The 21932-nt window shown below is 65.5% G+C and carries 24 protein-coding genes and 1 tRNA gene; 7 read left to right on the forward strand and 18 right to left on the reverse strand.

What is annotated here, in order from left to right; genetic code table 11:
* Positions 1–8: 8 nt before the first annotated feature.
* Positions 9–1043: a hypothetical protein gene (locus ACEN9Q_RS19920; RefSeq protein ID WP_495625762.1), complete on the forward strand. Its 1035-nt coding sequence runs from the start codon at positions 9–11 to the stop codon at positions 1041–1043.
* 7 nt (positions 1044–1050) lie between these two features.
* Here ACEN9Q_RS19920 and ACEN9Q_RS19925 read toward each other — a convergent pair whose 3' ends face one another.
* Together ACEN9Q_RS19925 and ACEN9Q_RS19930 are read right to left on the reverse strand one after the other, a co-directional pair.
* Positions 1051–1473, reverse strand: coding sequence for a T6SS immunity protein Tdi1 domain-containing protein (locus tag ACEN9Q_RS19925; RefSeq protein WP_056443752.1), 423 nt, complete (start codon positions 1471–1473; stop codon positions 1051–1053).
* 159 nt (positions 1474–1632) lie between these two features.
* Positions 1633–1709: transfer RNA gene (locus ACEN9Q_RS19930), tRNA-Met, on the reverse strand.
* 172 nt (positions 1710–1881) lie between these two features.
* Here ACEN9Q_RS19930 and ACEN9Q_RS19935 point away from each other — a divergent pair.
* From ACEN9Q_RS19935 to ACEN9Q_RS19950, 4 genes are all read left to right on the forward strand, one after another.
* A complete protein-coding gene (locus tag ACEN9Q_RS19935) occupies positions 1882–2463 on the forward strand; it encodes an NUDIX hydrolase (protein WP_056443755.1) in 582 nt (193 codons plus the stop codon).
* Between the two features lie 10 nt (positions 2464–2473).
* Positions 2474–3196: a leucyl/phenylalanyl-tRNA--protein transferase gene (gene aat, locus ACEN9Q_RS19940; protein ID WP_056443759.1), complete on the forward strand. Its 723-nt coding sequence runs from the start codon at positions 2474–2476 to the stop codon at positions 3194–3196.
* A 61-nt stretch (positions 3197–3257) separates the two neighbouring features.
* Positions 3258–3986 (forward strand): arginyltransferase, encoded by a 729-nt coding sequence (locus ACEN9Q_RS19945; protein WP_056443760.1) that lies wholly within the window; start codon positions 3258–3260, stop codon positions 3984–3986.
* Between the two features lie 77 nt (positions 3987–4063).
* The gene (locus ACEN9Q_RS19950) at positions 4064–5107 is read left to right on the forward strand and encodes a quinone-dependent dihydroorotate dehydrogenase (RefSeq protein ID WP_056443765.1); all 1044 of its coding nucleotides are present in this window, start codon (positions 4064–4066) and stop codon (positions 5105–5107) included.
* A gap of 134 nt (positions 5108–5241) precedes the next feature.
* Here the strand turns inward: ACEN9Q_RS19950 and ACEN9Q_RS19955 are convergent, their stop codons facing one another.
* From ACEN9Q_RS19955 to ACEN9Q_RS19985, 7 genes are all read right to left on the reverse strand, one after another.
* The gene (locus tag ACEN9Q_RS19955; RefSeq protein ID WP_056443773.1) at positions 5242–6174 is read right to left on the reverse strand and encodes a CysB family HTH-type transcriptional regulator; all 933 of its coding nucleotides are present in this window, start codon (positions 6172–6174) and stop codon (positions 5242–5244) included.
* Positions 6171–7244, reverse strand: coding sequence for a sulfate/molybdate ABC transporter ATP-binding protein (locus ACEN9Q_RS19960; RefSeq protein ID WP_056443775.1), 1074 nt, complete (start codon positions 7242–7244; stop codon positions 6171–6173). The genes ACEN9Q_RS19955 and ACEN9Q_RS19960 overlap by 4 nt, the downstream gene beginning before the upstream one ends.
* 2 nt (positions 7245–7246) lie before the next feature.
* Positions 7247–8161 carry a sulfate ABC transporter permease subunit CysW gene (gene cysW / locus ACEN9Q_RS19965; RefSeq protein ID WP_056443777.1) on the reverse strand — a complete coding sequence of 305 codons (915 nt, stop codon included), beginning with the start codon at positions 8159–8161 and terminating at the stop codon, positions 7247–7249.
* 1 nt (position 8162) lies between these two features.
* A complete protein-coding gene (gene cysT, locus ACEN9Q_RS19970; RefSeq protein ID WP_495625763.1) occupies positions 8163–9005 on the reverse strand; it encodes a sulfate ABC transporter permease subunit CysT in 843 nt (280 codons plus the stop codon).
* A gap of 145 nt (positions 9006–9150) precedes the next feature.
* Complete coding sequence (locus ACEN9Q_RS19975; protein WP_495625764.1) at positions 9151–9924, reverse strand: sulfite exporter TauE/SafE family protein; 774 nt, start codon at positions 9922–9924, stop codon at positions 9151–9153.
* A 233-nt stretch (positions 9925–10157) separates the two neighbouring features.
* Complete coding sequence (locus ACEN9Q_RS19980; protein WP_056443786.1) at positions 10158–10796, reverse strand: peroxiredoxin; 639 nt, start codon at positions 10794–10796, stop codon at positions 10158–10160.
* A gap of 56 nt (positions 10797–10852) precedes the next feature.
* Complete coding sequence (locus tag ACEN9Q_RS19985; protein ID WP_056443789.1) at positions 10853–11239, reverse strand: diacylglycerol kinase; 387 nt, start codon at positions 11237–11239, stop codon at positions 10853–10855.
* A gap of 140 nt (positions 11240–11379) precedes the next feature.
* Between ACEN9Q_RS19985 and ACEN9Q_RS19990 the strand changes: the two genes are divergently transcribed.
* Positions 11380–12165, forward strand: coding sequence for an IclR family transcriptional regulator (locus ACEN9Q_RS19990; RefSeq protein ID WP_056443792.1), 786 nt, complete (start codon positions 11380–11382; stop codon positions 12163–12165).
* A gap of 246 nt (positions 12166–12411) precedes the next feature.
* On the opposite strand, the gene ACEN9Q_RS19995 is transcribed toward ACEN9Q_RS19990, so the two are convergent.
* The 3 genes from ACEN9Q_RS19995 to ACEN9Q_RS20005 form a co-directional block, all read right to left on the reverse strand.
* Positions 12412–13536: a serine hydrolase gene (locus tag ACEN9Q_RS19995; RefSeq protein ID WP_495625765.1), complete on the reverse strand. Its 1125-nt coding sequence runs from the start codon at positions 13534–13536 to the stop codon at positions 12412–12414.
* A gap of 180 nt (positions 13537–13716) precedes the next feature.
* Positions 13717–14412 (reverse strand): nitroreductase, encoded by a 696-nt coding sequence (locus ACEN9Q_RS20000; protein ID WP_495625766.1) that lies wholly within the window; start codon positions 14410–14412, stop codon positions 13717–13719.
* A 9-nt stretch (positions 14413–14421) separates the two neighbouring features.
* A complete protein-coding gene (locus tag ACEN9Q_RS20005; RefSeq protein ID WP_056443799.1) occupies positions 14422–15321 on the reverse strand; it encodes a DMT family transporter in 900 nt (299 codons plus the stop codon).
* 356 nt (positions 15322–15677) lie between these two features.
* Between ACEN9Q_RS20005 and phaP the strand changes: the two genes are divergently transcribed.
* Entirely contained in the window at positions 15678–16253 is a 576-nt protein-coding gene (phaP, locus tag ACEN9Q_RS20010; protein WP_056443801.1) for a TIGR01841 family phasin, read from the forward strand.
* A gap of 204 nt (positions 16254–16457) precedes the next feature.
* Here the strand turns inward: phaP and ACEN9Q_RS20015 are convergent, their stop codons facing one another.
* From ACEN9Q_RS20015 to ispH, 6 genes are all read right to left on the reverse strand, one after another.
* Complete coding sequence (locus tag ACEN9Q_RS20015; protein WP_495625767.1) at positions 16458–17183, reverse strand: ABC transporter ATP-binding protein; 726 nt, start codon at positions 17181–17183, stop codon at positions 16458–16460.
* Entirely contained in the window at positions 17180–17947 is a 768-nt protein-coding gene (locus tag ACEN9Q_RS20020; protein WP_495625768.1) for an ABC transporter ATP-binding protein, read from the reverse strand. Before ACEN9Q_RS20020 ends, ACEN9Q_RS20015 begins: the two co-directional genes overlap by 4 nt.
* The gene (locus ACEN9Q_RS20025) at positions 17944–19167 is read right to left on the reverse strand and encodes an ABC transporter permease subunit (RefSeq protein WP_056443810.1); all 1224 of its coding nucleotides are present in this window, start codon (positions 19165–19167) and stop codon (positions 17944–17946) included. Before ACEN9Q_RS20025 ends, ACEN9Q_RS20020 begins: the two co-directional genes overlap by 4 nt.
* Before the next feature lie 11 nt (positions 19168–19178).
* Entirely contained in the window at positions 19179–20108 is a 930-nt protein-coding gene (locus ACEN9Q_RS20030) for a branched-chain amino acid ABC transporter permease (RefSeq protein WP_495625769.1), read from the reverse strand.
* Positions 20109–20373: 265 nt separating this feature from the next.
* Positions 20374–20916: an adenine phosphoribosyltransferase gene (locus tag ACEN9Q_RS20035; RefSeq protein ID WP_056443816.1), complete on the reverse strand. Its 543-nt coding sequence runs from the start codon at positions 20914–20916 to the stop codon at positions 20374–20376.
* 62 nt (positions 20917–20978) lie between these two features.
* Positions 20979–21929 carry a 4-hydroxy-3-methylbut-2-enyl diphosphate reductase gene (ispH, locus tag ACEN9Q_RS20040; protein ID WP_495625770.1) on the reverse strand — a complete coding sequence of 317 codons (951 nt, stop codon included), beginning with the start codon at positions 21927–21929 and terminating at the stop codon, positions 20979–20981.
* Between the last annotated feature and the right edge of the window lie 3 nt (positions 21930–21932).

Here is a 21932-nt window from a genome sequence, read left to right on the forward strand (position 1 = left end):
AGATAGCAATGAAAGCGAAAACGTGCATGGCGGCAGTGCTGATGGTCCACGCCGCCGTCGCCCAGGCGGACACGACCGCCGACACCATCGCCCCCGACGATCACGGCGCGTATCTGTCGGTCGCATTCGGCAACGGCCGCATCTACGGCGGCAACGCGAGCGGCTACCGCTGGATGCGCGGGCGCACGTTCGAAGTCCGCGCCGGGCGCCAGCAGGACGAGGTGTTCGGCCTCGCCCTGCCGTCCGGCTGGACCATGCGCGTCGACTTCGTCCATTACAACGAAGGCCATCCGGACAACAACCACCGCGACGGCTTCGCGCTGCAATGGCTGGCCGTGCACCGTTTTTCCCCCATGTGGACGGGAGAGCTCGGTGCCGGTCCCTACCTGAGCATGAACACGACGGAAATCGCGACGCCGACGGGCAATACGCAAATCGACGATGCGCGTCTCGGCGTCCTGCTCAGTGCCGGCCTGCGCCTGGCCGTGCCCGGGCCGTCCGGCACCCACGTGCGGCTCGGCTACAACCACGTGGCCATGCACACCGTGCACCGGTCGGACGCGCTGGTGCTGGGCATCGGACGCCAGTTCGGCGCCGCCGAGCCCGCGCCCGACGTCGTGCCGGACGGCCGGCTATGGCTCGGCGGCACGTTCGGCACGTCGATCACGAATATGGCGGGCACCCACGGCGCCCACGCCGGCGTGCTGGAGGCCAGGCAGTATGCCGAGCGGTGGGGCATCGGCTACAAATTCCTGTTCGAAGGCGACGATGGCGCGCGCGTCGACCGGCGCGGGCTCGCGGGGCAGCTGTGGTACGTGCAGCCGGTGACGCCGCGTTTGTCGATGAGCGCCGGCCTCGGGCCTTATGTCGCCGCGAACCGGCGCGACGGCAATCGGACGGCCACGAATCTCCTGATCAGCTTCCAGGCCGAACGTGCGCTGTCCGCGCGCACGCGGGCCATCGTCAACTTCAACCGCATCAAGACCTTCCGCAAGACGAACGACCGCGACCTGTTCCAGATCGGCCTGCTGCAACGCTTCTAGCCCGCCTCTAACCGTGCCCCTCCCAGCGCGGCAGCCCGTCGAACTGCTGGGCGCCTTCGCCGGCGAAACGGATCAGCTCGTGCAAGGGCACCATGGCCAGGTTGTCGCGCCCGTAGTGCCCGCCCAGCGCACTGGGTATCTTCAGACAATACTTGCGCCCGGCCGTCAGGGGGCCCAGCGTCGTCTCGGCCAGGCGCACCTGGTCGGGCATGTACCAGCCGTCGAGGAATTCCTGGTTGTACGACAGGGCATCGAGGGCGGCGCGGTCTTCGGCGACCGGCTCGCACCTGAGGTCTTGCGGGGACAGGCGCCAGTACATGCCGTCCTCGTCGCGGACGATCAGATTGCCGAAGGCGTTCTCGCCCAGCACCTCCACGGCGTTCAGGCCGGTCCAGCCCCACGCGTCGTTGATGTCTTCCACAGTAATCATCGTTAGCTCCGCTTTCAACGCAGTCCCTGTCTTCGACCGGGCTGGGCGGGGCGCGTTGCGGACAGAGCGGGAATGCTTGAGCCGGGTCGAATGGGCGAATCCGGGCGGCCCAAAACGAAAAAACCGCTGATCCGGAACAGGATCAGCGGTTTTGGAATCTGGTTGCGGGGACAGGATTTGAACCTGTGACCTTCGGGTTATGAGCCCGACGAGCTGCCAGACTGCTCCACCCCGCGTCTGATGCTTTGCATTATACGCACCTTCGGCACTTTAGGCAATCACGGTTCTCCGACTCCCCAAGATCGCAGCATAAGTTGCCTCCGCCATGGTGCGAACCGCTGGCGGATTGCGGTACAGCCGACACCAATACGGTGGTAAAGTAAAGGCAATTCAATTCATCCGTTCCCTATGAAATTCTGCTCCGAGTGCGCCCACCCGGTCACGGTGGCCATCCCCGAAGGCGACAACCGTCCGCGTTTCGTGTGCACCAATTGCGGCACCATCCACTACCAGAACCCGAAGATGGTGATCGGCTCGATCCCCGTGTGGGAACAGGACGGCGAGCTCAAAGTCCTGCTGTGCAAGCGCGCCATCGAGCCGCGCTACGGCTACTGGACGCTGCCGGCCGGCTTCATGGAAAACGGCGAGACCACCAGCGCCGCCGCCGCGCGCGAGACCGAGGAAGAAGCCGGCGCCAACGTCGAGCTGGGCAATCTGTTCACGCTGCTGAACGTCGTGCACGTGCACCAGGTCCACCTGTTCTACCTGGCGCGCCTCGTCGACCTCGATTTCGCGCCGGGCATCGAAAGCCTGGACGTGCAATTGTTCAGCGAAAACGAGATCCCGTGGAGCGACCTGGCCTTCCCCACCATCCGCACCACGCTCGAACTGTTCTTCGCCGACCAGCACAAGGTCCGCGCAGGCGGCACCTACGGATTCCACACCCACGACATCGTGGGTCCAATGCGCGCCCCCGTCCAACCCGATTGACCGCCTGACCATGATTCCCTGGCTCGAGGCCCATACGCCGTTCCCCGACGTGTCCGAAGCGTTGACGACCGACGCGCCGGGCCTGCTGGCGGCCGGGGCGGACCTCTCGCCGCAACGCCTGCTGCAGGCGTACCGGCACGGCATCTTTCCCTGGTTTTCCGAGGGCCAGCCCATCCTCTGGTGGAGCACCGACCCGCGCATGGTGCTGTACACCGACCGCTTCAAGGTCAGCGACAGCCTCAGGAAGACGCTGCGCCGCATCGAGCGCAGCCGCCAGGCCGGCGGGCCCTGGGTCGTGCGCTTCGACGGCGCCTTCGAGGCCGTGATGCGCGCCTGCGCCGCGCCGCGCAAGGACGGGCCCGGCACATGGATCTCGGAAGACATCATCGCCGGCTACACGGGCCTGCATCGCATGGGTTATGCGCACTCGTCCGAAGTCTGGCTGGACGGCGAACTGGTCGGCGGCGCCTATGGCGTGTGCATCGGCCGCATGTTCTATGGCGAATCGATGTTCGCGCGCGTGCCCGACGCGTCGAAGGCGGCACTGGCCTACCTGGTCGCCTTCTTGCGCAGCCAGGGCGTGACGATGGTCGACTGCCAGCAGGAGACGGGCCACCTGGCCTCGCTGGGCGCCGCCCCGATCCCGCGCCGGGATTTCCTGCGTCACCTGCGCCAGGCGATCGACGAGCCCGCCATCGAACGCTGGGAAGTCGCGCCACCGTTGACCACCTAACGGTGCGCGCCGCCGTCTTTGGCTACAATGGGTTCCACACACGTCGTTCCGAGAGCTTTGCATGACGCACCTGAATGATCTGCCATTTTCCACGCTGCAGTTCTATACGACTGCACCGTATCCTTGCAGCTACCTCGATGCACGCCAGGCCCGTTCGCAGGTCGCCACCCCGTCGCACCTGATCAATGCGGACGTGTATTCGGAACTCGTGCGCAACGGCTTCCGCCGCAGCGGCATCTTCACGTACCGCCCGTATTGCGACGGCTGCCGGGCCTGCATCCCCGTGCGCGTGGCGGCCGAGCGCTTCACGCCCAACCGCAGCCAGCGGCGCGCCTGGACGCGCCACGACGACCTGACGGCGATGGTGGCCAACCTGTCGTTCTCCGACGAGCACTATGCGCTGTACCTGCGCTACCAGACGACGCGCCACGTGGGCGGCGGCATGGACCAGGACAGCCGCGACCAGTACGCGCAATTCCTGCTGCAGAGCCGCGTCAACACGCGCCTCGTGGAGTTCCGCGAACCCGACGGGACATTGCGCATGGTGTCGATCATCGACGTGCTGTCGGACGGCCTGTCGTCGGTCTACACCTTCTTCGACCCGGACGTGCCCGGCGCCTCGTTCGGCACGTACAACGTGATGTGGCAGATCGGCCAGGCGCGCGAACTGGGGCTGTCCTACGTCTACCTGGGCTACTGGATCGAACAGAGCCCCAAGATGGCGTACAAGATCAATTTCCGGCCGCTGGAGGCACGTATCGACGGCGTGTGGGGTGTGCTGGAACGGTGAAGGGCCCCGGGCGGCGGCGAAACTGCGGCATTGCCTCCACACAAGGTAAAATGTCGCGAATTCCGAATTAGGCCATCATGTCCGACAAACTCCTGTACGCCCTCGCCCGCCCCCTGCTGTTCTCCCTCGATCCCGAAACGGCCCACAACGTCACCCTGCCCGCCCTGCGCCGCGCGGCGGCCCTGGGGCTGACGGGCATCGTCAGGAAGCCGAAGCCGGATCCGCGCACGGTGATGGGCATCACGTTCCCGAACCCGGTCGGCCTGGCCGCCGGCCTGGACAAGGACGGCGCGTACATCGACGGCCTGGCCGCCCTCGGCTTCGGCTCCATCGAGATCGGCACCGTGACGCCGCGCGCCCAGCCGGGCAACCCGCGGCCGCGCATGTTCCGCCTGCCGGCCGCGCGCGGCATCATCAACCGCATGGGCTTCAACAACGGCGGCGTCGACGCCTTCGTCGCCAACGTCCAGGCCTCGCGCTTCTACCAGGAACGGCAAGGCGTGCTGGGCCTGAACATCGGCAAGAACGCCGACACGCCCATCGAACGCGCCGCCGACGATTACGTGGCCTGCCTGCGCAAGGTGTATCCGTACGCCAGCTATGTCACCGTGAATATTTCGTCGCCGAATACGAAGAACCTGCGCCAGTTGCAGGGCGCGTCCGAACTGGATGCCCTGCTGTCCCAGCTCAAGGAAGAGCAGTCGCGCCTGGCCGACAAATATGGCCACTACGTGCCGCTGGCGCTCAAGATCGCGCCGGACGTCGATGGCGACCAGATCCGCAACATCGGCGGCGCCCTCGTCCGCCACGGCATCGACGGCGTGATCGCCACCAACACGACCTTGGCCCGCCGCGACGTGGAAGGCATGCGCCACGCGGCCGAAACGGGCGGCCTGTCGGGCGCGCCCGTGTTCGAACAGTCGACCATCGTGATCCGTGCGCTGAAGGCCGAAGTCGGCGACGCCGTGCCGATCATCGGCGTGGGCGGCATCCTGAGCGGTGCGGACGCGAAGGCCAAGATCGCGGCCGGCGCCCGGCTCGTGCAGTTGTACAGCGGCCTCATCTACCGCGGGCCGGCCCTCGTGCGCGAGTGCGCGGACGCGCTGCGCGAGAAGCGCTGAACGTTCGATCTGATCGTTAGCGTGTAAACGTCGTCCCTGCGAAGGCAGGGACCCAAGTTCGTTCGCGCAGCCGATACGCAAAAATTGGGTCCCCGCCTGCGCGGGAATGACGTTGATTGAGTGTGCGAGGACTTTTACTCCGCCGCCACCGGATGCAGCGCCTTCTCGATATCCGACTTGGTAAAACCCTGGGCGAAACGCTCGATGAAATCGTAGGCATACGCGCGCAGATAGGCGCCGCGGCGCACCGCCAGCCGCGTCACGTTCGGCGCGAACAGGTGCGACGATTCGATCGCGCGCAGGCCGCGGTCGCGGCCGTGGTCGAACGCCATCGAGGCGACGATGCCGACGCCCATCCCCAGCGACACGTATTGCTTGATGACGTCGGAATCCATCGCCGTCAGCATGATGTCGGGACTCACGCCGGCGGCGGCGAACGCGGCATCGATGTGGCTGCGGCCGGTAAAACCCACGTCGTACGTGATCAACGGATGTTCGGCGAGGTCGGACAGCTTGATCGGCGACTGCGACAGCAGCGCATGGCCGTCCGGCACGACGACGAGGTGGCTCCAGCGATAGCACGGGAACGACACGAGGCCGGGGAACGCGGACAGGCCCTCGGTCGCGATGCCGATGTCGGCGCGGCCCGACAGCACCCATTCGGCGATGTGTTCCGGCGCACTCTGCTGCAGGGCGATGCGCACGCCCGGGAACGCCGTACGGAACGCCTGCACGACCTGCGGCAGCGCGTAGCGCGCCTGCGTGTGGGTGACGGCGACCGTGAGCGTGCCGCTGTCCTGCGCGGCGTATTCGCTGCTGGCCTGCTGCAGGTTCTCGGCCTCGACGAGCAGGCGCTCGACGATCCTGAGGATGCCCTTGCCCGGGTCCGTGAGACCGGTCAGGCGCTTGCCGTTGCGCTCGAAGATGACGACGCCCAGCTCGTCCTCCAGTTCGCGGATCTGGCGCGACACGCCCGGCTGCGACGTGAACAGGGCATTGGCCACGTCGGTCAGGTTGAAATTGCGGCGCGCGGCTTCGCGCACCGAGCGCAACTGCTGGAAATTCATATGCCGTCTCCCTGGTCGACGAACACGTGCATGCGCCTGGGTTTGACCAGCAGCGTTTCGCCGTCGCGCAGGCCGAGTTCGCGGTAGCGCTCGTTGGGAATCACCGCCTCGATGATCTGGGCATTGTCGGCGCGCTCCAGGTCCAGCTGGGCCAGCGGGCCGATCGCGTGCGCGCGGCGCAGTTTCACCGCGACGCCCTCGCCGCCGGGCACGTAACGCTCGACGTCGAGGTCGTGCGGACGGACGTAGGCGATGCCTTCGCCGTTCTGCACGTTGGCGTACTGGGGCGCGTGGAACGTGGCGTCGCCGCTGGCCAGCACGCCTTCGTGCACGCGGCCGTGGAACAGGTTGACGTTGCCCAGGAAGCCGTAGACGAACGGCGACGCGGGGTGGTTGTAGACGTCGGCCGGCGTGCCCAGCTGCTCGACGTGGCCCTTGTTCATCAGCACGACCTGGTCCGCCACTTCGAGCGCTTCTTCCTGGTCGTGGGTGACGAAGATCGACGTCACGTGCAATTCGTCGTGCAGCTGGCGCAGCCAGCGCCGCAACTCCTTGCGCACCTTGGCGTCGAGCGCGCCGAACGGTTCGTCCAGCAGCAGCACGCGCGGCTCCACGGCGAGCGCGCGCGCGAGGGCGATGCGCTGGCGCTGGCCGCCCGAGAGCTGCGGCGGGTAGCGGTCGGCGATCCAGTCCAGCTGCACGAGCTCCAGCAGCTTTTTCACTTTTTCGCGGATCTGCGCTTCGGACGGGCGCTCCTTGCGCGGTTTTACGCGCAGGCCGAACGCGACGTTCTCGAACACCGTCATGTGCTTGAACAGCGCGTAATGCTGGAACACGAAGCCGACCTGGCGCTCGCGCACGTGGCGTGCCGACGCATCGTCGCCGTCGAGCAGCACGCGGCCCGCGTCCGGGAATTCGAGGCCGGCGATGATGCGCAGCAGCGTGGTCTTGCCGCAGCCGGACGGGCCGAGCAGCGCCGTCAGCTCGCCGTCGGCGAACTTCAGCGAGACGTCGTCCAGGGCCGTGAACTGGCCGAACTGCTTGCGGATATGTTGGACTTCGATCGTCATGTTCAATGCTCCGTGGTGTGACCCTGCACGCTGGCCTTGTGGGCCCGGTGCATGCGCCATTCGATAAAGGTTTTCACGGCCAGGGTCACGAGGGCCAGCAGCGCCAGCAGCGACGCGATCGCGAACGCGGCCGTGAAGTTGTATTCGTTGTAGAGGATCTCGACCTGCAGCGGCATCGTGTTCGTTTCGCCGCGGATGTGGCCGGAGACGACGGACACGGCGCCGAACTCGCCCATCGCGCGGGCATTACACAGGATCACGCCGTACAGCAGGCCCCATTTGATGTTCGGGAGCGTGACCTTGAAGAAGGTCTTCCAGCCGGACGCGCCCAGCACGAGGGCCGCCTCTTCCTCCTCGCTGCCCTGCGCCTGCATCAGCGGGATCAGTTCGCGCGCGACGAACGGGAACGTGACGAAGACGGTCGCCAGCACGATGCCCGGCACGGCGAACAGGATCTTGATGTCGTGGTCCATCAGCCAGGGGCCGAACCAGCCCTGCGAACCGAACAGCAGCACGTAGATCAGGCCCGCGATCACGGGCGAGACGGAGAACGGCAGGTCGATCAGCGACAGCAGGATGCTCTTGCCGGGAAAGTCGAACTTGGCGATGGTCCAGGCCGCGGCCACGCCGAACACGAGGTTCAGCGGCACCGCGATGCCGGCCGCGATGAACGTCAGTTTGATGGCGGACAGCGCGTCCGGATCGAGGACGGCTTCCTTGTACGTGTCCCAGCCTTTCCTGAGCGCTTCCGTGAACACGGCGACGAGCGGCACGAACAGGAACAGCGTGAGGAAGGCCAGCGCCACAAAGATAAGCGCGTAGCGCACCCAGGACGGCTCCAGCGCATTGGTCGCCTTGCGCGGCGCCGGTGCGGCGGCGGCCTTGTCTTTCAGTTGATTGTCGAGGACGGCACTCATGTCACTTCCCCGCACGCTTGCGCGCCCAGGCCTGCAGCAGGTTGATGGCCAGCAGCAGCAGGAACGAGACGAGCAGCATCACGACGGCGATGGCCGTGGCGCCCGTGTAGTCGTACTGCTCCAGCTTGGTGATGATGAACAGCGGCGTGATCTCGGACACCATCGGCATATTGCCCGCGATGAAGATCACGGAGCCGTATTCGCCGGTGGCGCGCGCGAACGCGAGGGCGAAGCCCGTCAGCAGCGCGGGCACGATGCTCGGCAGGATGACGCGGACAAACGTCTGCCACGGGCCGGCGCCCAGGCTGGCGGCGGCCTCTTCCAGCTCGCGTTCGGCGTCTTCCAGCACCGGCTGCACCGTGCGCACGACGAACGGCAGGCCGATGAAGGTCAGCGCGATGACGACGCCCAGCGGCGTGAACGCGACCTTGATGCCGGCCTTTTCCAGGTATTGCCCGATCCAGCCGTTGGATGAATACAGCGCCGTCAGCGTGATGCCGGCGACCGCCGTCGGCAGCGCGAACGGCAGGTCGACAAGGGCGTCGACGAAGCGCTTGCCGGGGAACTGGTAGCGCACGAGCACCCACGCGACGATGCCGCCGAACACGACGTTGATCGCGGCGCCGATCAGCGCGGCGCCGAAGCTCAGCCGGTACGACGCCATCACGCGGTCGGACGTGACGGCGCCGACGAATGCATCCCAGCTCATCGTGAACGTCTTGAGGAAGATCGCCGACAGCGGGATCAGCACCAGCAGCGCCAGATAGAAAATCGTGAACCCGAGCGACAGTCCGAAACCGGGGATCACCCGGTTGGCGCTGTTACGGGATAGTAAATTGGTCATCGCACGCCTTATTACAATTTCTTCTAACGGAACGAGATCATCGCACTGGAATCAAATATTACAAACGAAACATTCCTCATTTGCATAGACGATTCCCGTATTAGCGATCCCAGAAGTAGGAAAGGCGCCTTGCGGCGCCTTTCGTTCAGTGGAGCAGCTTGACCGCCACTCCCGCCAGCGTCATCGCCAGCACGCCCCGTAATACCTTTTCCGGTACGGCCCGGGCGGCCCAGGAACCGAGTGTGATCCCTGGCAACGAGCCGATCAGCAAGGTCAGCAGCAGGGGCCAGTTGATCGACCCCAGCCACCAATGGCCGACCGCGGCGATGGCGGTCAGCGGCACGGCATAGGCGATGTCGGTACCGGCGACCTCGGCCGGTGTCAGGCGCGGATACAGCATGACGAGCAACGTGGCCCCGATGGCGCCCGCTCCGATCGACGAGATCGTCACCAGCGTGCCCAGCAGCGCGCCGGACGCGACCGTGGCCGCGACCAGGCCGCGCCCCTGCAGCTGGCGCGACGGGCTCGCGTTGACCCAGGCAAGCATCTTGCCGCGGAACAGGATGGCGACGACGGTCAGCAACACGGACACGGCGATCGAATAGCGGATGATCTTGCCGATCGCGGCATTGAGCGGGCCGAAGTACTGCAGCGCCAGGGTGGCGACGAGTGCCGCGGGCAGCGCGCCCAGGCACAGGCGGCCGACGATATCCCAGTGGACGGTGCCGCGCGAACGGTGGGTGACGGTGCCGGCGCTCTTGGTGATCGAGGCGAAGGCGAGGTCGGTGCCGACGGCGACGGACGGCGCGACGCCGAACATCAGCGTCAGCAGCGGCGTCATCAGCGAACCGCCGCCGACGCCGGTCATGCCGACCAGGACGCCAACGGCGAATCCCGACAAAATGTATGTAATGGACATGCTTTCCCCCCAGGTTGGCTCCAAGGGTAATGGTCCTCAACCGTAAAACAAACGACACGTTCCTTATTTGCTTATGCGGGCCGTGCGTGATCCCGGCGTTACGCGTGGGCTCGGGGAGCCCACCCTACGTGGCCGTGACGTACGATCGAATGCGGCGGCGAATTCGGTCCCCAGGTTTCATCCGGGCCGTAGGGTGGGCGGCCTCCGCCCACGATGCATGCCGTGTACGCCGATTATTTGTTCGGCTGCGGCGTCAGGCGCAGATACGGCTTCGGCGCGCTGAAACCTTTCGGATATTTCTGCTTGAGCTGCTCCGGGTCCTGAATGGTCATCGGGATGATCACGTCGTCGCCATCCTTCCAGTTGCCCGGCGTCGCCACGGTGTAGCCGTCGGTCAGTTGCAGGGCGTCGATCACGCGCAGCACCTCGTCGAAGTTGCGGCCGGTGCTCATCGGGTAGGTGATGGTCAGGCGGATCTTCTTGGCCGGATCGATCACGAACAGCGAGCGCACGGTCGCCGTGGCCGACTGGTTCGGGTGGATCATGTCGTACAGTTGCGAGACCGATTTATCGGCGTCGGCGATGATCGGGAAGCCGACGACGGTCTGCTGGGTTTCCTCGATATCCTTGATCCATGCCTTGTGCTGGTCGGCCGGGTCGACGGACAGCGCGATCGCCTTGACGTTGCGCTTGTCGAATTCCGGCTTGAGTTTCGCGGTCAGGCCCAGTTCGGTCGTGCACACCGGCGTGAAGTCGGCCGGGTGCGAGAACAGCACGACCCACGAATCGCCCGCCCATTCATGGAAACGGAGTCGGCCGATGGTGGAATCCTGTTCGAAATCCGGAGCCGTGTCGCCCAGGCGTAAAGTCATAATGATCTCCTTTGGTTGAGAGTTGGTCCGCCGCGCCGGCGCGGCGTGCCGATACGTCAAAAAAAGCGGTTGTACAGCACGACGGCCCAGGTGGCGGCCGCCATCGTGATCGCCAGCGCCACCGCCGCGCTGCCCAGGTCCTTGGCGGCCTTGGACAGCGGATGGCGCTCCAGCGATACGCGATCGACGACGGCCTCGATGGCCGCATTGATCAATTCCACGAGCAGCACGAGGCCCAGCACGCCGATCAGCGCCAGCTTCTCGAACGCGGAAATCTTCAGCAGCAGCGCGACGACGGCGGCCGGCACGGCCACCATCACCTCCTGGCGGAACGCGTGTTCGTGCTCCCACGCCGCGCGGAATCCCGCCATCGAATAGCGGAAGGCACCCACGATGCGGCCCAGGCCGCCCTTACTCTTGAACTCGCTGCTCGGTTGATCCATGTATCTTCGACAATCTGTACAGAAACGCCATTATGCGCATACAGCTCCGCCCCCGCGCAACACCAAACTGACAGGATTACCAATTCTTTTCACATTATGGTATAAAGTAGAGAAATATACCGCACTGCACCAACCACATCATGAAAATGGAAACCCCAGAACCGGCCAAGACTTCCATCCAGGTGATCGAGCGCATGGTGGCGCTGCTCGACGTCCTTGCCAGTTTTCCCGATCCCGTCAGCCTGAAAGAGTTGTCGAAGATCTCGGGCCTGCACCCGTCCACGGCGCACCGCATCCTGAACGACATGGTCGTGACGCGCTTCGTCGACCGCGTGGAACCGGGCACCTACCGCCTCGGCATGCGCCTGCTCGAACTGGGCAACGTGGTCAAGAGCCGGCTGTCCGTGCGCGAAGCCGCCGTCGACCTGATGCGCGCGCTGCACAACAAGACCAAGCAGACCGTCAACCTGTCGGTCCGCCAGGGCGACGAGATCGTCTACATCGACCGCGCCTTCTCCGAGCGCTCCGGGATGCAGGTCGTGCGCGCGATCGGCGGCCGCGGCCCCCTGCACCTGACGTCGACCGGCAAGCTGTTCCTGTCGATCGACGAACCGAAGGCGATCCGCGCCTACGCCACGCGCACGGGCCTCGCCGGCCACAACAAGAATTCGATCACGGACCTCACGCGCCTGGAGCGCGAACTGTCGCTCGTGCGCGCACGCGGCTACGCGCGCGACAACGAGGAACTGGAACTGGGCGTGCGCTGCATGGCGGCCGGCATCCACGACGACAGCGGCAAGCTGGTGGCGGGGTTGTCGATCTCGGCGCCGGCGGACCGGTTGCAGGACGACTGGCTGGAAGACCTGGTGACCACGGCGGCGCAGATTTCCGCGACGCTGGGACATCGGGTGGGCGGCGCCAGCTGAAAGACCGGGTAGGCGGCGCAAGCTGAAAGCCGTCGTTCCCGCGCAGGCGGGAACCTAAGTTACGCTGGCGTATCGCGACGTACTTGGGTTCCCGCCTCCGCGGGAACGACGTATCGAACATTGCCGCACGACGGGTGCCGTTACTTCACCACGGGAGCCGTTACTGCACGACGGGTGCCGTGACTGCACGACGGTCCCGCTACTACACGACAGGTGCCGCGGCTGCACCACGGTTGCCGCTAGCCTCTACTGCACCACGGGCGCCGCGGAGGCGGCAGACACGGTCGCCGGCACGGTCGCCGACACGGTCACGGGCACGCCTGCAGCCGCCGTGGCGGGAATGCCGGCCGGCTTGAGCGCTTCGAGCCAGCGGCGCATGCGTCCGGCGTCTGCCGTGCGCGACTGCTTGCCCTTGGAATCGAGGAACACCATGATCACGTTGCGGCCCTGAATCATGGCCTGCATCACGAGGCAGCGCCCCGCTTCGTTGATGAAGCCCGTCTTCTGCAGGCCGATGTTCCAGTCGGGCGAGGCGACGAGGTAGTTGGTGTTGTGGTACTGCAGCGCCCGGCCGCCCGCCTGGACGACGTAACCCGGATCCGTCGTGTACTGGCGCAGCAGCGGTTCCTCGTGCGCCACCTTGACCAGCTTGGCCAGGTCGCGCGCGCTCGACACGTTCTGGCTCGACAGGCCGCTCGAATCCACATAATGCGTATCGCTCATGCCGAGTTCGCGCGCCTTCGCGTTCATCGCCTCGACGAAGGCATCGATACCGCCCGGATAGTTGCGGCCCAACGCCGCGGCGGCGCGGTTTTCCGAGCTCATCAGGGCGATGTGCAGCAGGTTCCCGCGCGTCATGCGGGCGCCGACGGGCAGGCGCGAGCTGGTGAACTTGTGGCGGTCGACGTCGGCCTCGGTAATCGTCAGCACCTCGTTCAGGTCCTGCTGGGCCTGCACGACGAGCAGACCCGTCATCAGCTTGGTGATGGACGCGATGGGCAGCGCGACGGCGGCGTTCTTTTCGAACAGCACTTCCGAGCTCGTCTGGTCCATCACGTAAGCGACGTTGGAGCGCAGGTCGAGCGGGTCGTGCGTGCGGTTCAGGCCGGCGATTTCGCCGGCGCTGAGCACGGCCACGGCGGGCGCGGCGCGGCGGATGCGCTGGTACACGACGCGGCGCTTGCCGTGCACCATCTCGATCCGGCGCACCATGCGCTGGCGGTTGTCGGCCGCGATCACCTTGGCCAGGTCGGTGCGCTTGGCCTTGACCCGCTTGGCCGCGGCCGCGTGTCCCTTGTGCCTGGTCGCGGCTGCGGCGGGTTCCAGCACGAACATCATGGCAATGGCGGTGGCCAGCGCGAGCTTGAGCATCTGAAAATCCTTGAACGCGAACAGAAGAGCACTAAATGCAGTGTAGCGGAAGACGATTGGAGCGCAAGAGCGCACCAATCGAATGTACCACCTGCGCTCGCTTTTTTCTACAACGGAAAAAACGGTGCGTTGCAGAAATCTCTTGATTTTTCAATAGCTTGCCGACGCACCCCGAACCTGCTAGTCGAGGAAACGGGTGAACGCCGACACCGGTTCGCGTTCCGTCACGAGCGTGTTCTCGACCTTGTCCGGGTCGGCGTAGCCGAGCGCCATGCCGCACACGATCATCTCTTTATCGGACAATCCGAGCTCCTCGGCAATGATGCGGTGGAACTGCGTGAACGCGGCCTGCGGACAGGTGTCGAGACCGCGTCCGCGCGCGGCAACCATGATGTTCTGCAGGAACATGCCATAGTCGAGCCAGGAGCCCTTCTCCATCACGCGGTCGATGGTGAAGATCATGCCGACGGGCGCGTCGAAGAAGCGGTAGTTGCGGCCGTGCTGGGCCGCCATGCCGGCCTTGTTGTCGCGCGTGAGGCCCAGCAGCGCATACAGGTCCCAGCCGACCTTGCGGCGCCGGTCGACGAACGGCGACACCCACTCGCGCGGGTAGTACGCGTATTCCTCGACGTGCGCCCTGGCCTCGGCCGGGTCGGCGTAGGCGGCCAGGATGCGGCCGGAGAGGCGTTCCTTCGCGGCGCCCGTCAGCACGTGGACCTTCCACGGCTGCGTGTTCGTGCCGGACGGCGCGCGCGCCGCCACTTCCAGGATGGCTTCCACGTCCTCGCGCGCGACCGGGGCCGGCAGGAAGGCGCGGATCGAACGCCGCGACGTGATGGCGGCGTCCACCGCGCGTTGTTGTTCGGTCGTGATCATGTAGTCTCCTTATTTTTTGACGACGAATGCGACGCCCAGCACCGCGACGGCCATGCCGGCCACGCCGAGGCTGCTCAACCGTTCGCCGAACAGCAGCCAGGCCATCACGGCCGTCGTCGGCGGGGTCAGGTACAAGAGGCTCGTCACGCGGGTCGCGTCGCTGCGGCTGATGAGGCGGAACAGCAGGAAGATGGCGCCGATCGACAGCGCCAGGATCGACCACAGCAGCGCGCCCGCGAACTGCGGCGTCCAGTGGATCGCGTCCATGCGCGGGCCGAAGCCTTCCAGCAGCACGGCGAACGGCAGCAGGGCCAGCGCCGTCGTCGCGTACTGGATCACGGTGCCGGTGCGCAGGTCGAATTGCGGACAGAAGCGCTTCTGGTACATCGTCCCCGCCGTGATCGACAGCAGGGCCAGCACGCACAGCGCGATCGCCGCGGGCGCCAGGCCGTTCAGGTGGATTTTCGCCGCCACCACGAGGCCCACGCCGCACAGGCCCAGCATCAGCCCCAGCCATTGACGCGGCCGGACCCGTTCGCCGATCAGCGGCGCGGCGATGGCCGTCAGGATCGGCTGCATGCCCACGATCAGCGCGGACAGCCCGGCCGGCATGCCGAGCTTGATGGCGCTCCACACGCCGCCCAGATAGCCGGCCTGCAGCAGCAGTCCGGCCAGCGCCACGTGCCCCACGCGCCCGCGCGGCCACGCGGCGCCCGTCAGCAGCACGACGGGCAGCAGGATCGCCACGGCGCCCAGGCAGCGCAGGATGAGGAAGGACAACGGCGGCGCATACGGCAACCCGTATTTCGCGGCGATGAAACCGGTGCTCCAGAGAAACACGAAGAACAGCGGCATCGGGGACAGCCAGCGTGCCTGCTGCATGGCCGGACTGGCTGGCGTTGCGGTCATATCGGACATCGTCGGAAAGCAGATCGGACAACAAGTCTAGCATGGGCGACCGGTGCCGTTAGCCCTTGCTGCAAAGCACTAAAGTGTTGTAACCGCGCAAACACATATGGCGCAAACGATTGAAACCATTGATCTTACTCAAGAGATTGCGGTCCAATTGTGCGACGCATCAAAAGTGCTTGACGCATAATCGAAAAGCGTGAAAAATGGCTTCATGTTGCGGCGCACAATCTTTGAGTTATATCAAGTAGCCGCCTGAGTTTTTCCCTGTATCACCGCTTCACTGGTCCCTAAGCAGGTGTCCCAAGGCACCTCAAAAGCAAAGTTCACATAACGATCCATTACTGGAGAACCATATGTTTGCATTCCCTGAGCAGTTTTCGAACGCGACCAAAGCCAACCTCGAATCCCAGTTCGCCCTGTTTTCGGCCCTGACCTCCAAGACCTTCGAAGGCGTGGAAAAGCTGGTGGACCTGAACATCAACACCGTCAAGGCCGCGCTCGAGGACTCGTCGGCAACCACGCGCCAGCTGCTGGCTGTCAAGGATGCCCAGGAATTCTTCGCCGTGTCGGCTTCGCAAGCCCAGCCGGCCGCTGAAAAGGCCCTGGCCTACAGCCGCCAGGTGGCATCGATCGCCGCCGACACCGGCGCCGAGTTCTCGAAAGCCGCCGAAGGCCAGTTCGCCGAAGTCAACCGCAAGGTGATCTCGCTGGTCGACGAAGTGACCAAGAACGCCCCGGCCGGTTCGGAGACCTATGTCTCGGCCCTGAAAACCGCCATCAGCAACGCCAACGCCGGCTACGAACAGTTCACCAAGACGACCAAGCAGGCCGTCGAGGCGATCGAGTCGAACCTGAACGCCGCCGTGTCGCAGTTCACGCAAGCCACCCGCAAGGCTGGCGCTGCCGCCAACTCGGCTGCCGCTGCCTAAGCGGCAAGAATCACCGCGCTGCTTCCTCCTCGCAGGAAGCCAAACGGCCCGGACCGCGCAAGCGGTGCCGGGCCGTTCGTTTTATTTCCTCAAAAGCCTTGAAAACGTCATTCCCGCGCAGGCGGGAACCAGAGGTTGTTCACGTTTCGATAGCACAAGCAAAATTGGGTCCCCGCCTCTGCGGGGACGACGGTAATCATCCGACTATTCGCCCAGATACGCCGCCTGCACCCGCGGATCGTGCAGCATGTCCTGCGCATTGCCCGTCATCGTGATCGCGCCGGACTCCATCACATACGCGCGGTGCGCGGCCTGCAGCGCCAGCTTCGCGTTCTGCTCCACGAGCAGGACCGTGATGCCCTGCCCCGACACGTCGCGGATCACCTCGAAGATCTTTTCGACCATGATCGGCGCCAGGCCCATCGACGGCTCGTCCAGCAGCAGCAGGGTCGGATGGCACATCAGCGCGCGCGCCATCGCCAGCATCTGCTGCTCGCCGCCGGACAGCGTGCCGGCCAGCTGGCCGGCACGCTCTTTCAGGCGCGGGAACACCGCGTACCACTTCTCGATGTCGGCCTCGATGCCGGCCTTGTCGTTGCGCGTGTAAGCGCCCATCAACAGGTTTTCGTGGATGGTCATGCGCGTGAACACGCCGCGGCCTTCCGGCACCATCGCCAGCTTCTGCTCGACGAGCTTGAACGATTTGTTGGCGTTCAGTGGCTGGCCGAGATAGCTGACCGTGCCTTCGACCTTGCACGGCGGCAGCGTGCCCGTGATCGCTTTCAGGGTCGTCGTCTTGCCCGCGCCGTTGGCGCCGATCAGCGTGACGAGTTCACCGCGGTTGACTTCCAGGTCGATCCCTTTGACGGCCTTGATGCCGCCATACGCCACCTTCAGGCCGGCAATTTTAAGAACGTTGTCGGGCTTCAAGCAGCACCTCCGAGATAGGCTTCGATGACGGCAGGATTCTTCTGGATCTCGGCCGGCAGTCCTTCCGCGATCAGCTTGCCGTATTCCAGCACCGAGATGCGGTCGCACAGCCCCATCATGAGTTTCACGTCGTGTTCGATCAGCAGGATCGTGACGCCCGCGTCCTGGATCTTGACCAGCAGTTCGCGCAGCGCGACCTTTTCCGTCGCATTCATGCCGGCCGCGGGCTCGTCCAGCGCAAGCAGCTTCGGCTCCGTCGCCAGCGCGCGCGCGATCTCCAGGCGGCGCTGGTCGCCATACGACAGGAAGCGCGCCGTGCGCTGGGCAAACTGGCCGATGCCGACGAAGTCCAGCAGCTCCTGCGCGCGGGCGCGGATCGTGGCCTCTTCCCGGCGCGCGGCGCCGTGGCGGAAGATGGCGCCGAACACGCCCTGGTGCGTGCGCACGTGGCGCCCGACCATCACGTTTTCCAGCGCCGACATTTCGCCGAACAGCCGGATGTTCTGGAACGTCCGCGCGATGCCGGCCTTGGCGACGGCGTGCGGCGCGGACGGCGAATACGGCTTGCCGTCCAGCTCGAACGTGCCCGTGTCCGGCTGGTACAGGCCCGTGATCACGTTGAAGAACGTGGTCTTGCCGGCGCCGTTCGGTCCGATCAGGCCGTAGATCTGGCCCTTGGAGATCTTGATGCCGACGTCCGTCAGGGCCTGCAGGCCGCCGAAGCGTTTATTGACGCCGGAGATGTTCAGCAGGGTCTCGCTCATGCCTCGCGCTCCTCGTTTTCCCTTTCCTTGTCTTCCTTGGCGATGGCGGCAGCCGGACGGTCTTCCTTGATGGGCGACGGCCACAGCCCGGCCGGACGGTTCAGCATGATCAACACCATGGCCAGGCCGTACAGCAGCTGGCGCAGCACTTCGGCCTCGATGACGACCTTGCCGAACAACGCCTGCTGCGCGGGCTCGACGACGTGGCGCAGCACTTCCGGCAACGCGGCCAGCAGCACGCCGCCCATCACGACGCCGGGGATGTGGCCGATGCCGCCCAGCACGACCATCGCCAGCACGGCGATCGATTCCGTCAGCGAGAACGATTCCGGAGAAACAAAACCCTGGAAGGCCGCGAACATGGCGCCCGCGACGCCGCCGAACGACGCGCCCATCGAGAACGCAAGCAGCTTCACGTTGCGAGTGTTGATGCCCATCGCCTTCGCCGCGATCTCGTCCTCGCGGATCGCGACCCAGGCGCGGCCCAGGCGCGAGTGTTGCATGCGGCTCGTCATGAAGATCGTCACGATGCACAGCAGCAGGAACAGGAAGTAGTACGCGTTGACGGACGGGATGCCGAAACCGGCGATGTACACGGTCGCGCGCGACCCCGGTTCGCCGGCCAGCGACAGGCCGAAGATCCGGACCGGATCGATCAGGTTCACGCCTTGCGGGCCGTTGGTGAAATTGATCGGATCGTTCAGGTTGTTCATGAAGATCCGGATGATCTCGCCGAAGCCCAGCGTGACGATGGCGAGATAGTCGCCGCGCAATTTGAGCGTCGGCGCGCCCAGCAGCGCGCCGAACAGCGCGGCCACGAGCCCCGCCAGCGGGACGACGAACCAGACGGACAGGTGGATGCCGTTCGTGCGCACGTCCTCGCCGAAGGTGCGGACGATGGCGTCCTGCAGCTCGGGGTGGTAGTTCACGACGGATTCCAGCAGCGCGGCGAACTGCGGCGACGCCAGCAGGCCGGTGAGGTAGGCGCCGACGGCGAAGAACGCGATATAGCCCAGGTCGAGCAGGCCGGCGAAACCGACCACGATGTTCAGCCCGAGCGCCAGCATGATGTACAGCAGCGCCATGTCGATGATGCGCACCCACGAGTTGCCGAACTGCGCGGCGACGAACGGGAACACGAGCATCACGGCCAGCAGCAGCGCCATGCTGGCATACGATTGCCGCGGTTTGTGCGCGGTGTCGAAGGTCAGGAGAGCCATGTGACGCCTCCTTACGCGCGGTCGGCCACGCGCTCGCCCATGATGCCGGACGGCCGCACGGTCAGCACGAGGATCAGCACGATGAACGCGAAGATGTCCTGGTAATTACTGCCCAGGAAGCCGCCGGTGAGGTCGCCGATATAGCCGGCGCCCAGGCTTTCGATGATGCCGAGGACGATCCCGCCGATCATGGCGCCGTAGATATTGCCGATACCGCCCAGCACGGCCGCCGAGAACGCCTTCATGCCAGGCACGGTGCCCATCGCGAACTGGATCGACGCATAATTCGCGCCCCACATCACGCCGGCGACGGCGGCCAGCGCGGCGCCGATGGCGAACGTGGCGACGATGACGCGGTTCGAATCGACGCCCATCAGGCCGGCCACGCGCGGATTCTCGGCGACGGCGCGCATCGCGCGGCCCATGCGGGTCTTTTCGACGAGGAAGACGAGGCCGACCATGGCGGCGGCGGCCAGCACGAGCAGCAGCACCTGCGTGTGCGAGATCACGGCGCCGGCGACCGTGATCGGATCGGACGACAGCAGTTGCGGGAACGGCAGCGGGCTGCGGCCCCAGATCATCATGGCAAAGGTCTGCAGCAGGATCGAGACGCCGATGGCGGTGATCAGCGGCGCCAGGCGCGGCGCGTTGCGCAGGCGGCGGTAGGCGATGCGTTCGATGAGGATATTGACCAGCATCGTGACCGGAATGGCGCCGATGATGGCGATGGCCAACTGCACGCCGCCGGGCAAGCCGGGGAACGCGCTGTCCAGGAGTTTCAGGATCGTCAGGCCGACCATGGCGCCGATCATCAGCACGTCGCCGTGGGCAAAGTTGATCAGGTTGAGCACGCCGTACACCATCGTGTAGCCGAGCGCGATGAGCGCATACATGCTGCCCAGCACCAGCCCGTTCAGGATCTGTTGGACAAAAGTTTCCATGCTTGTGTGGTTTCCTTTCGAACTAACAAAAACGGCACCCGTGGTACGAGTGCCGCCATTCAAGCAACATAATTCCGAGCGTCATCATAGCGATGTTTTGGAAAAACCGACATCGAAAAATGGTCGGGGCAGCGAACAATAATTTTCTCTCAGCGCAAGCGTACTCGTCGTTCCCGCGCAGGCGGGAACTCAATTTTTCTCGCCAGGCCGCGAACCTTGGGTCCCCGCCTTCGCAGGGACGACGACCGACGGCGCCAAGCCAAGCTTACACGTCGCGCAGCGTCACCACCGGCATGCTCAGCGCACGCTTGTCCTTGAAGAACGCCACGTCGAACAGGGCCGCCGCGCCCACGACATCCTTGCCGATCCGGCGCAGCAGCGTCGCCGCCGCCTCGATCGTGCCGCCCGTCGCGAGCACGTCGTCGACGATCAGCACGCGCCGGCCCTTGATGCGCTCCGGCTGGATCTCGATCGTCGCGCTGCCGTACTCGCGGCGGTAGTCGATGCCGATCGCGTCGCCCGGCAGCTTGCCGGGTTTGCGCGCCATCGCGAAGCCGAGGCCGCGCTGGTACGCGAGCGCGCCCGCGAGCATGAAGCCGCGCGCATCCATCGCGAGCAGGAAGTCGACGTCCAGGTGGGCCGTGCGCTCCGTCAGCGCGTCGATGGCGAGCTGCCAGTGGTGCGGATTGTCGAAGACGCAGCCCACGTCGATGAAGTTGACGCCCGGCTCCGGGTAGTCCTGGAAGAATTCCAGCGGAATGGCGTCGAAAGCGGAGGGCGAGCGCGGGCGCAGGTCGAATACGTTCATGGGTCGGACAAAGGAATTGTTCGGCAGGCCCACGGCGCCGGCCGCGGGCGGGGAATGGCGGATCAGGCCGAAGCGGACGCCTTGCCGCCGTCCAGGCCCTTGGGCAGCGGGAACGTGACGTGTTCCTCGACGCCTTCGAGCGCACGCACGCTGGCGGCCCCGAGGTCCTTCAGGCGCTCGATCACGGCCTGCACGAGCACTTCCGGCGCCGACGCGCCGGCCGTGACGCCGATGCGCTTCTTGCCGGCGATCCAGGCCGGATCGATGCCGGCGGCGTTGTCGACCATATAAGCCGGCGTGCCCTTCTTTTCCGCCACTTCGCGCAGGCGGTTCGAATTCGAGCTGTTCGGGCTGCCGACGACGACCACGACTTCCACCTGCGGGGCCATGAACTTCACGGCTTCCTGGCGGTTCGTCGTCGCGTAGCAGATATCGCCCTTTTTCGGCTCGATGATGTTCGGAAAGCGTGCCTTCAGCGCCGCGATGATGTCGAGCGTGTCGTCGACCGACAGCGTGGTCTGCGAGACATAGGCCAGCAGGTCGGGATTGGCGACGTTCAGCGTTGCCACGTCGTCGACCGTCTCGACGAGGTGCATGCCCTGTTCCGCCTGGCCCATCGTCCCCTCGACTTCCGGGTGGCCGGCGTGGCCGATCATGACGATTTCCGCGCCCTGCTTGCGCATCTTGGCCACTTCCACGTGCACCTTGGTCACCAGCGGGCAGGTGGCGTCATAGACTTTCAGGCCGCGCGACTCGGCTTCCTCGCGCACCGCCTTCGACACGCCGTGCGCGGAAAACACGAGTGTGTTGCCGGCCGAGACGTCGTCCAGGTCTTCGATGAAGATGGCGCCCTTGTTGCGCAGGTCGTTGACGACGTAGGCATTGTGCACGATCTCGTGGCGCACGTAGATCGGCGCGCCGAACTGCTGCAGGGCGCGCTCGACGATCTCGATCGCACGGTCGACGCCGGCGCAGAAGCCGCGCGGCTGGGCTAACAGGATCTCGTTTTCCATGGT

The organism is Massilia sp. Masssp93 (genome assembly GCF_059491295.1).

What these genes read in the sequence shown, in the direction of transcription:
- ACEN9Q_RS19960 (WP_056443775.1), bottom strand. Translation starts at nt 7,244, where the DNA reads ATGACGATCGAAGTCCAACATATCCGCAAGCAGTTCGGCCAGTTCACG.
- ACEN9Q_RS19985 (WP_056443789.1), bottom strand. Translation starts at nt 11,239, where the DNA reads ATGGATCAACCGAGCAGCGAGTTCAAGAGTAAGGGCGGCCTGGGCCGC.
- ispH (WP_495625770.1), bottom strand. Translation starts at nt 21,929, where the DNA reads ATGGAAAACGAGATCCTGTTAGCCCAGCCGCGCGGCTTCTGCGCCGGC.
- ACEN9Q_RS19925 (WP_056443752.1), bottom strand. Translation starts at nt 1,473, where the DNA reads ATGATTACTGTGGAAGACATCAACGACGCGTGGGGCTGGACCGGCCTG.
- cysT (WP_495625763.1), bottom strand. Translation starts at nt 9,005, where the DNA reads ATGACCAATTTACTATCCCGTAACAGCGCCAACCGGGTGATCCCCGGT.
- cysW (WP_056443777.1), bottom strand. Translation starts at nt 8,161, where the DNA reads ATGAGTGCCGTCCTCGACAATCAACTGAAAGACAAGGCCGCCGCCGCA.
- ACEN9Q_RS20020 (WP_495625768.1), bottom strand. Translation starts at nt 17,947, where the DNA reads ATGAGCGAGACCCTGCTGAACATCTCCGGCGTCAATAAACGCTTCGGC.
- ACEN9Q_RS20000 (WP_495625766.1), bottom strand. Translation starts at nt 14,412, where the DNA reads ATGATCACGACCGAACAACAACGCGCGGTGGACGCCGCCATCACGTCG.
- ACEN9Q_RS20025 (WP_056443810.1), bottom strand. Translation starts at nt 19,167, where the DNA reads ATGGCTCTCCTGACCTTCGACACCGCGCACAAACCGCGGCAATCGTAT.
- ACEN9Q_RS19935 (WP_056443755.1), top strand. Translation starts at nt 1,882, where the DNA reads ATGAAATTCTGCTCCGAGTGCGCCCACCCGGTCACGGTGGCCATCCCC.
- ACEN9Q_RS19975 (WP_495625764.1), bottom strand. Translation starts at nt 9,924, where the DNA reads ATGTCCATTACATACATTTTGTCGGGATTCGCCGTTGGCGTCCTGGTC.
- ACEN9Q_RS19990 (WP_056443792.1), top strand. Translation starts at nt 11,380, where the DNA reads ATGAAAATGGAAACCCCAGAACCGGCCAAGACTTCCATCCAGGTGATC.
- ACEN9Q_RS20035 (WP_056443816.1), bottom strand. Translation starts at nt 20,916, where the DNA reads ATGAACGTATTCGACCTGCGCCCGCGCTCGCCCTCCGCTTTCGACGCC.
- phaP (WP_056443801.1), top strand. Translation starts at nt 15,678, where the DNA reads ATGTTTGCATTCCCTGAGCAGTTTTCGAACGCGACCAAAGCCAACCTC.
- ACEN9Q_RS19955 (WP_056443773.1), bottom strand. Translation starts at nt 6,174, where the DNA reads ATGAATTTCCAGCAGTTGCGCTCGGTGCGCGAAGCCGCGCGCCGCAAT.
- ACEN9Q_RS20005 (WP_056443799.1), bottom strand. Translation starts at nt 15,321, where the DNA reads ATGACCGCAACGCCAGCCAGTCCGGCCATGCAGCAGGCACGCTGGCTG.
- ACEN9Q_RS19980 (WP_056443786.1), bottom strand. Translation starts at nt 10,796, where the DNA reads ATGACTTTACGCCTGGGCGACACGGCTCCGGATTTCGAACAGGATTCC.
- ACEN9Q_RS19950 (WP_056443765.1), top strand. Translation starts at nt 4,064, where the DNA reads ATGTCCGACAAACTCCTGTACGCCCTCGCCCGCCCCCTGCTGTTCTCC.
- ACEN9Q_RS19920 (WP_495625762.1), top strand. Translation starts at nt 9, where the DNA reads ATGAAAGCGAAAACGTGCATGGCGGCAGTGCTGATGGTCCACGCCGCC.
- aat (WP_056443759.1), top strand. Translation starts at nt 2,474, where the DNA reads ATGATTCCCTGGCTCGAGGCCCATACGCCGTTCCCCGACGTGTCCGAA.
- ACEN9Q_RS19995 (WP_495625765.1), bottom strand. Translation starts at nt 13,536, where the DNA reads ATGCTCAAGCTCGCGCTGGCCACCGCCATTGCCATGATGTTCGTGCTG.
- ACEN9Q_RS19945 (WP_056443760.1), top strand. Translation starts at nt 3,258, where the DNA reads ATGACGCACCTGAATGATCTGCCATTTTCCACGCTGCAGTTCTATACG.
- ACEN9Q_RS20030 (WP_495625769.1), bottom strand. Translation starts at nt 20,108, where the DNA reads ATGGAAACTTTTGTCCAACAGATCCTGAACGGGCTGGTGCTGGGCAGC.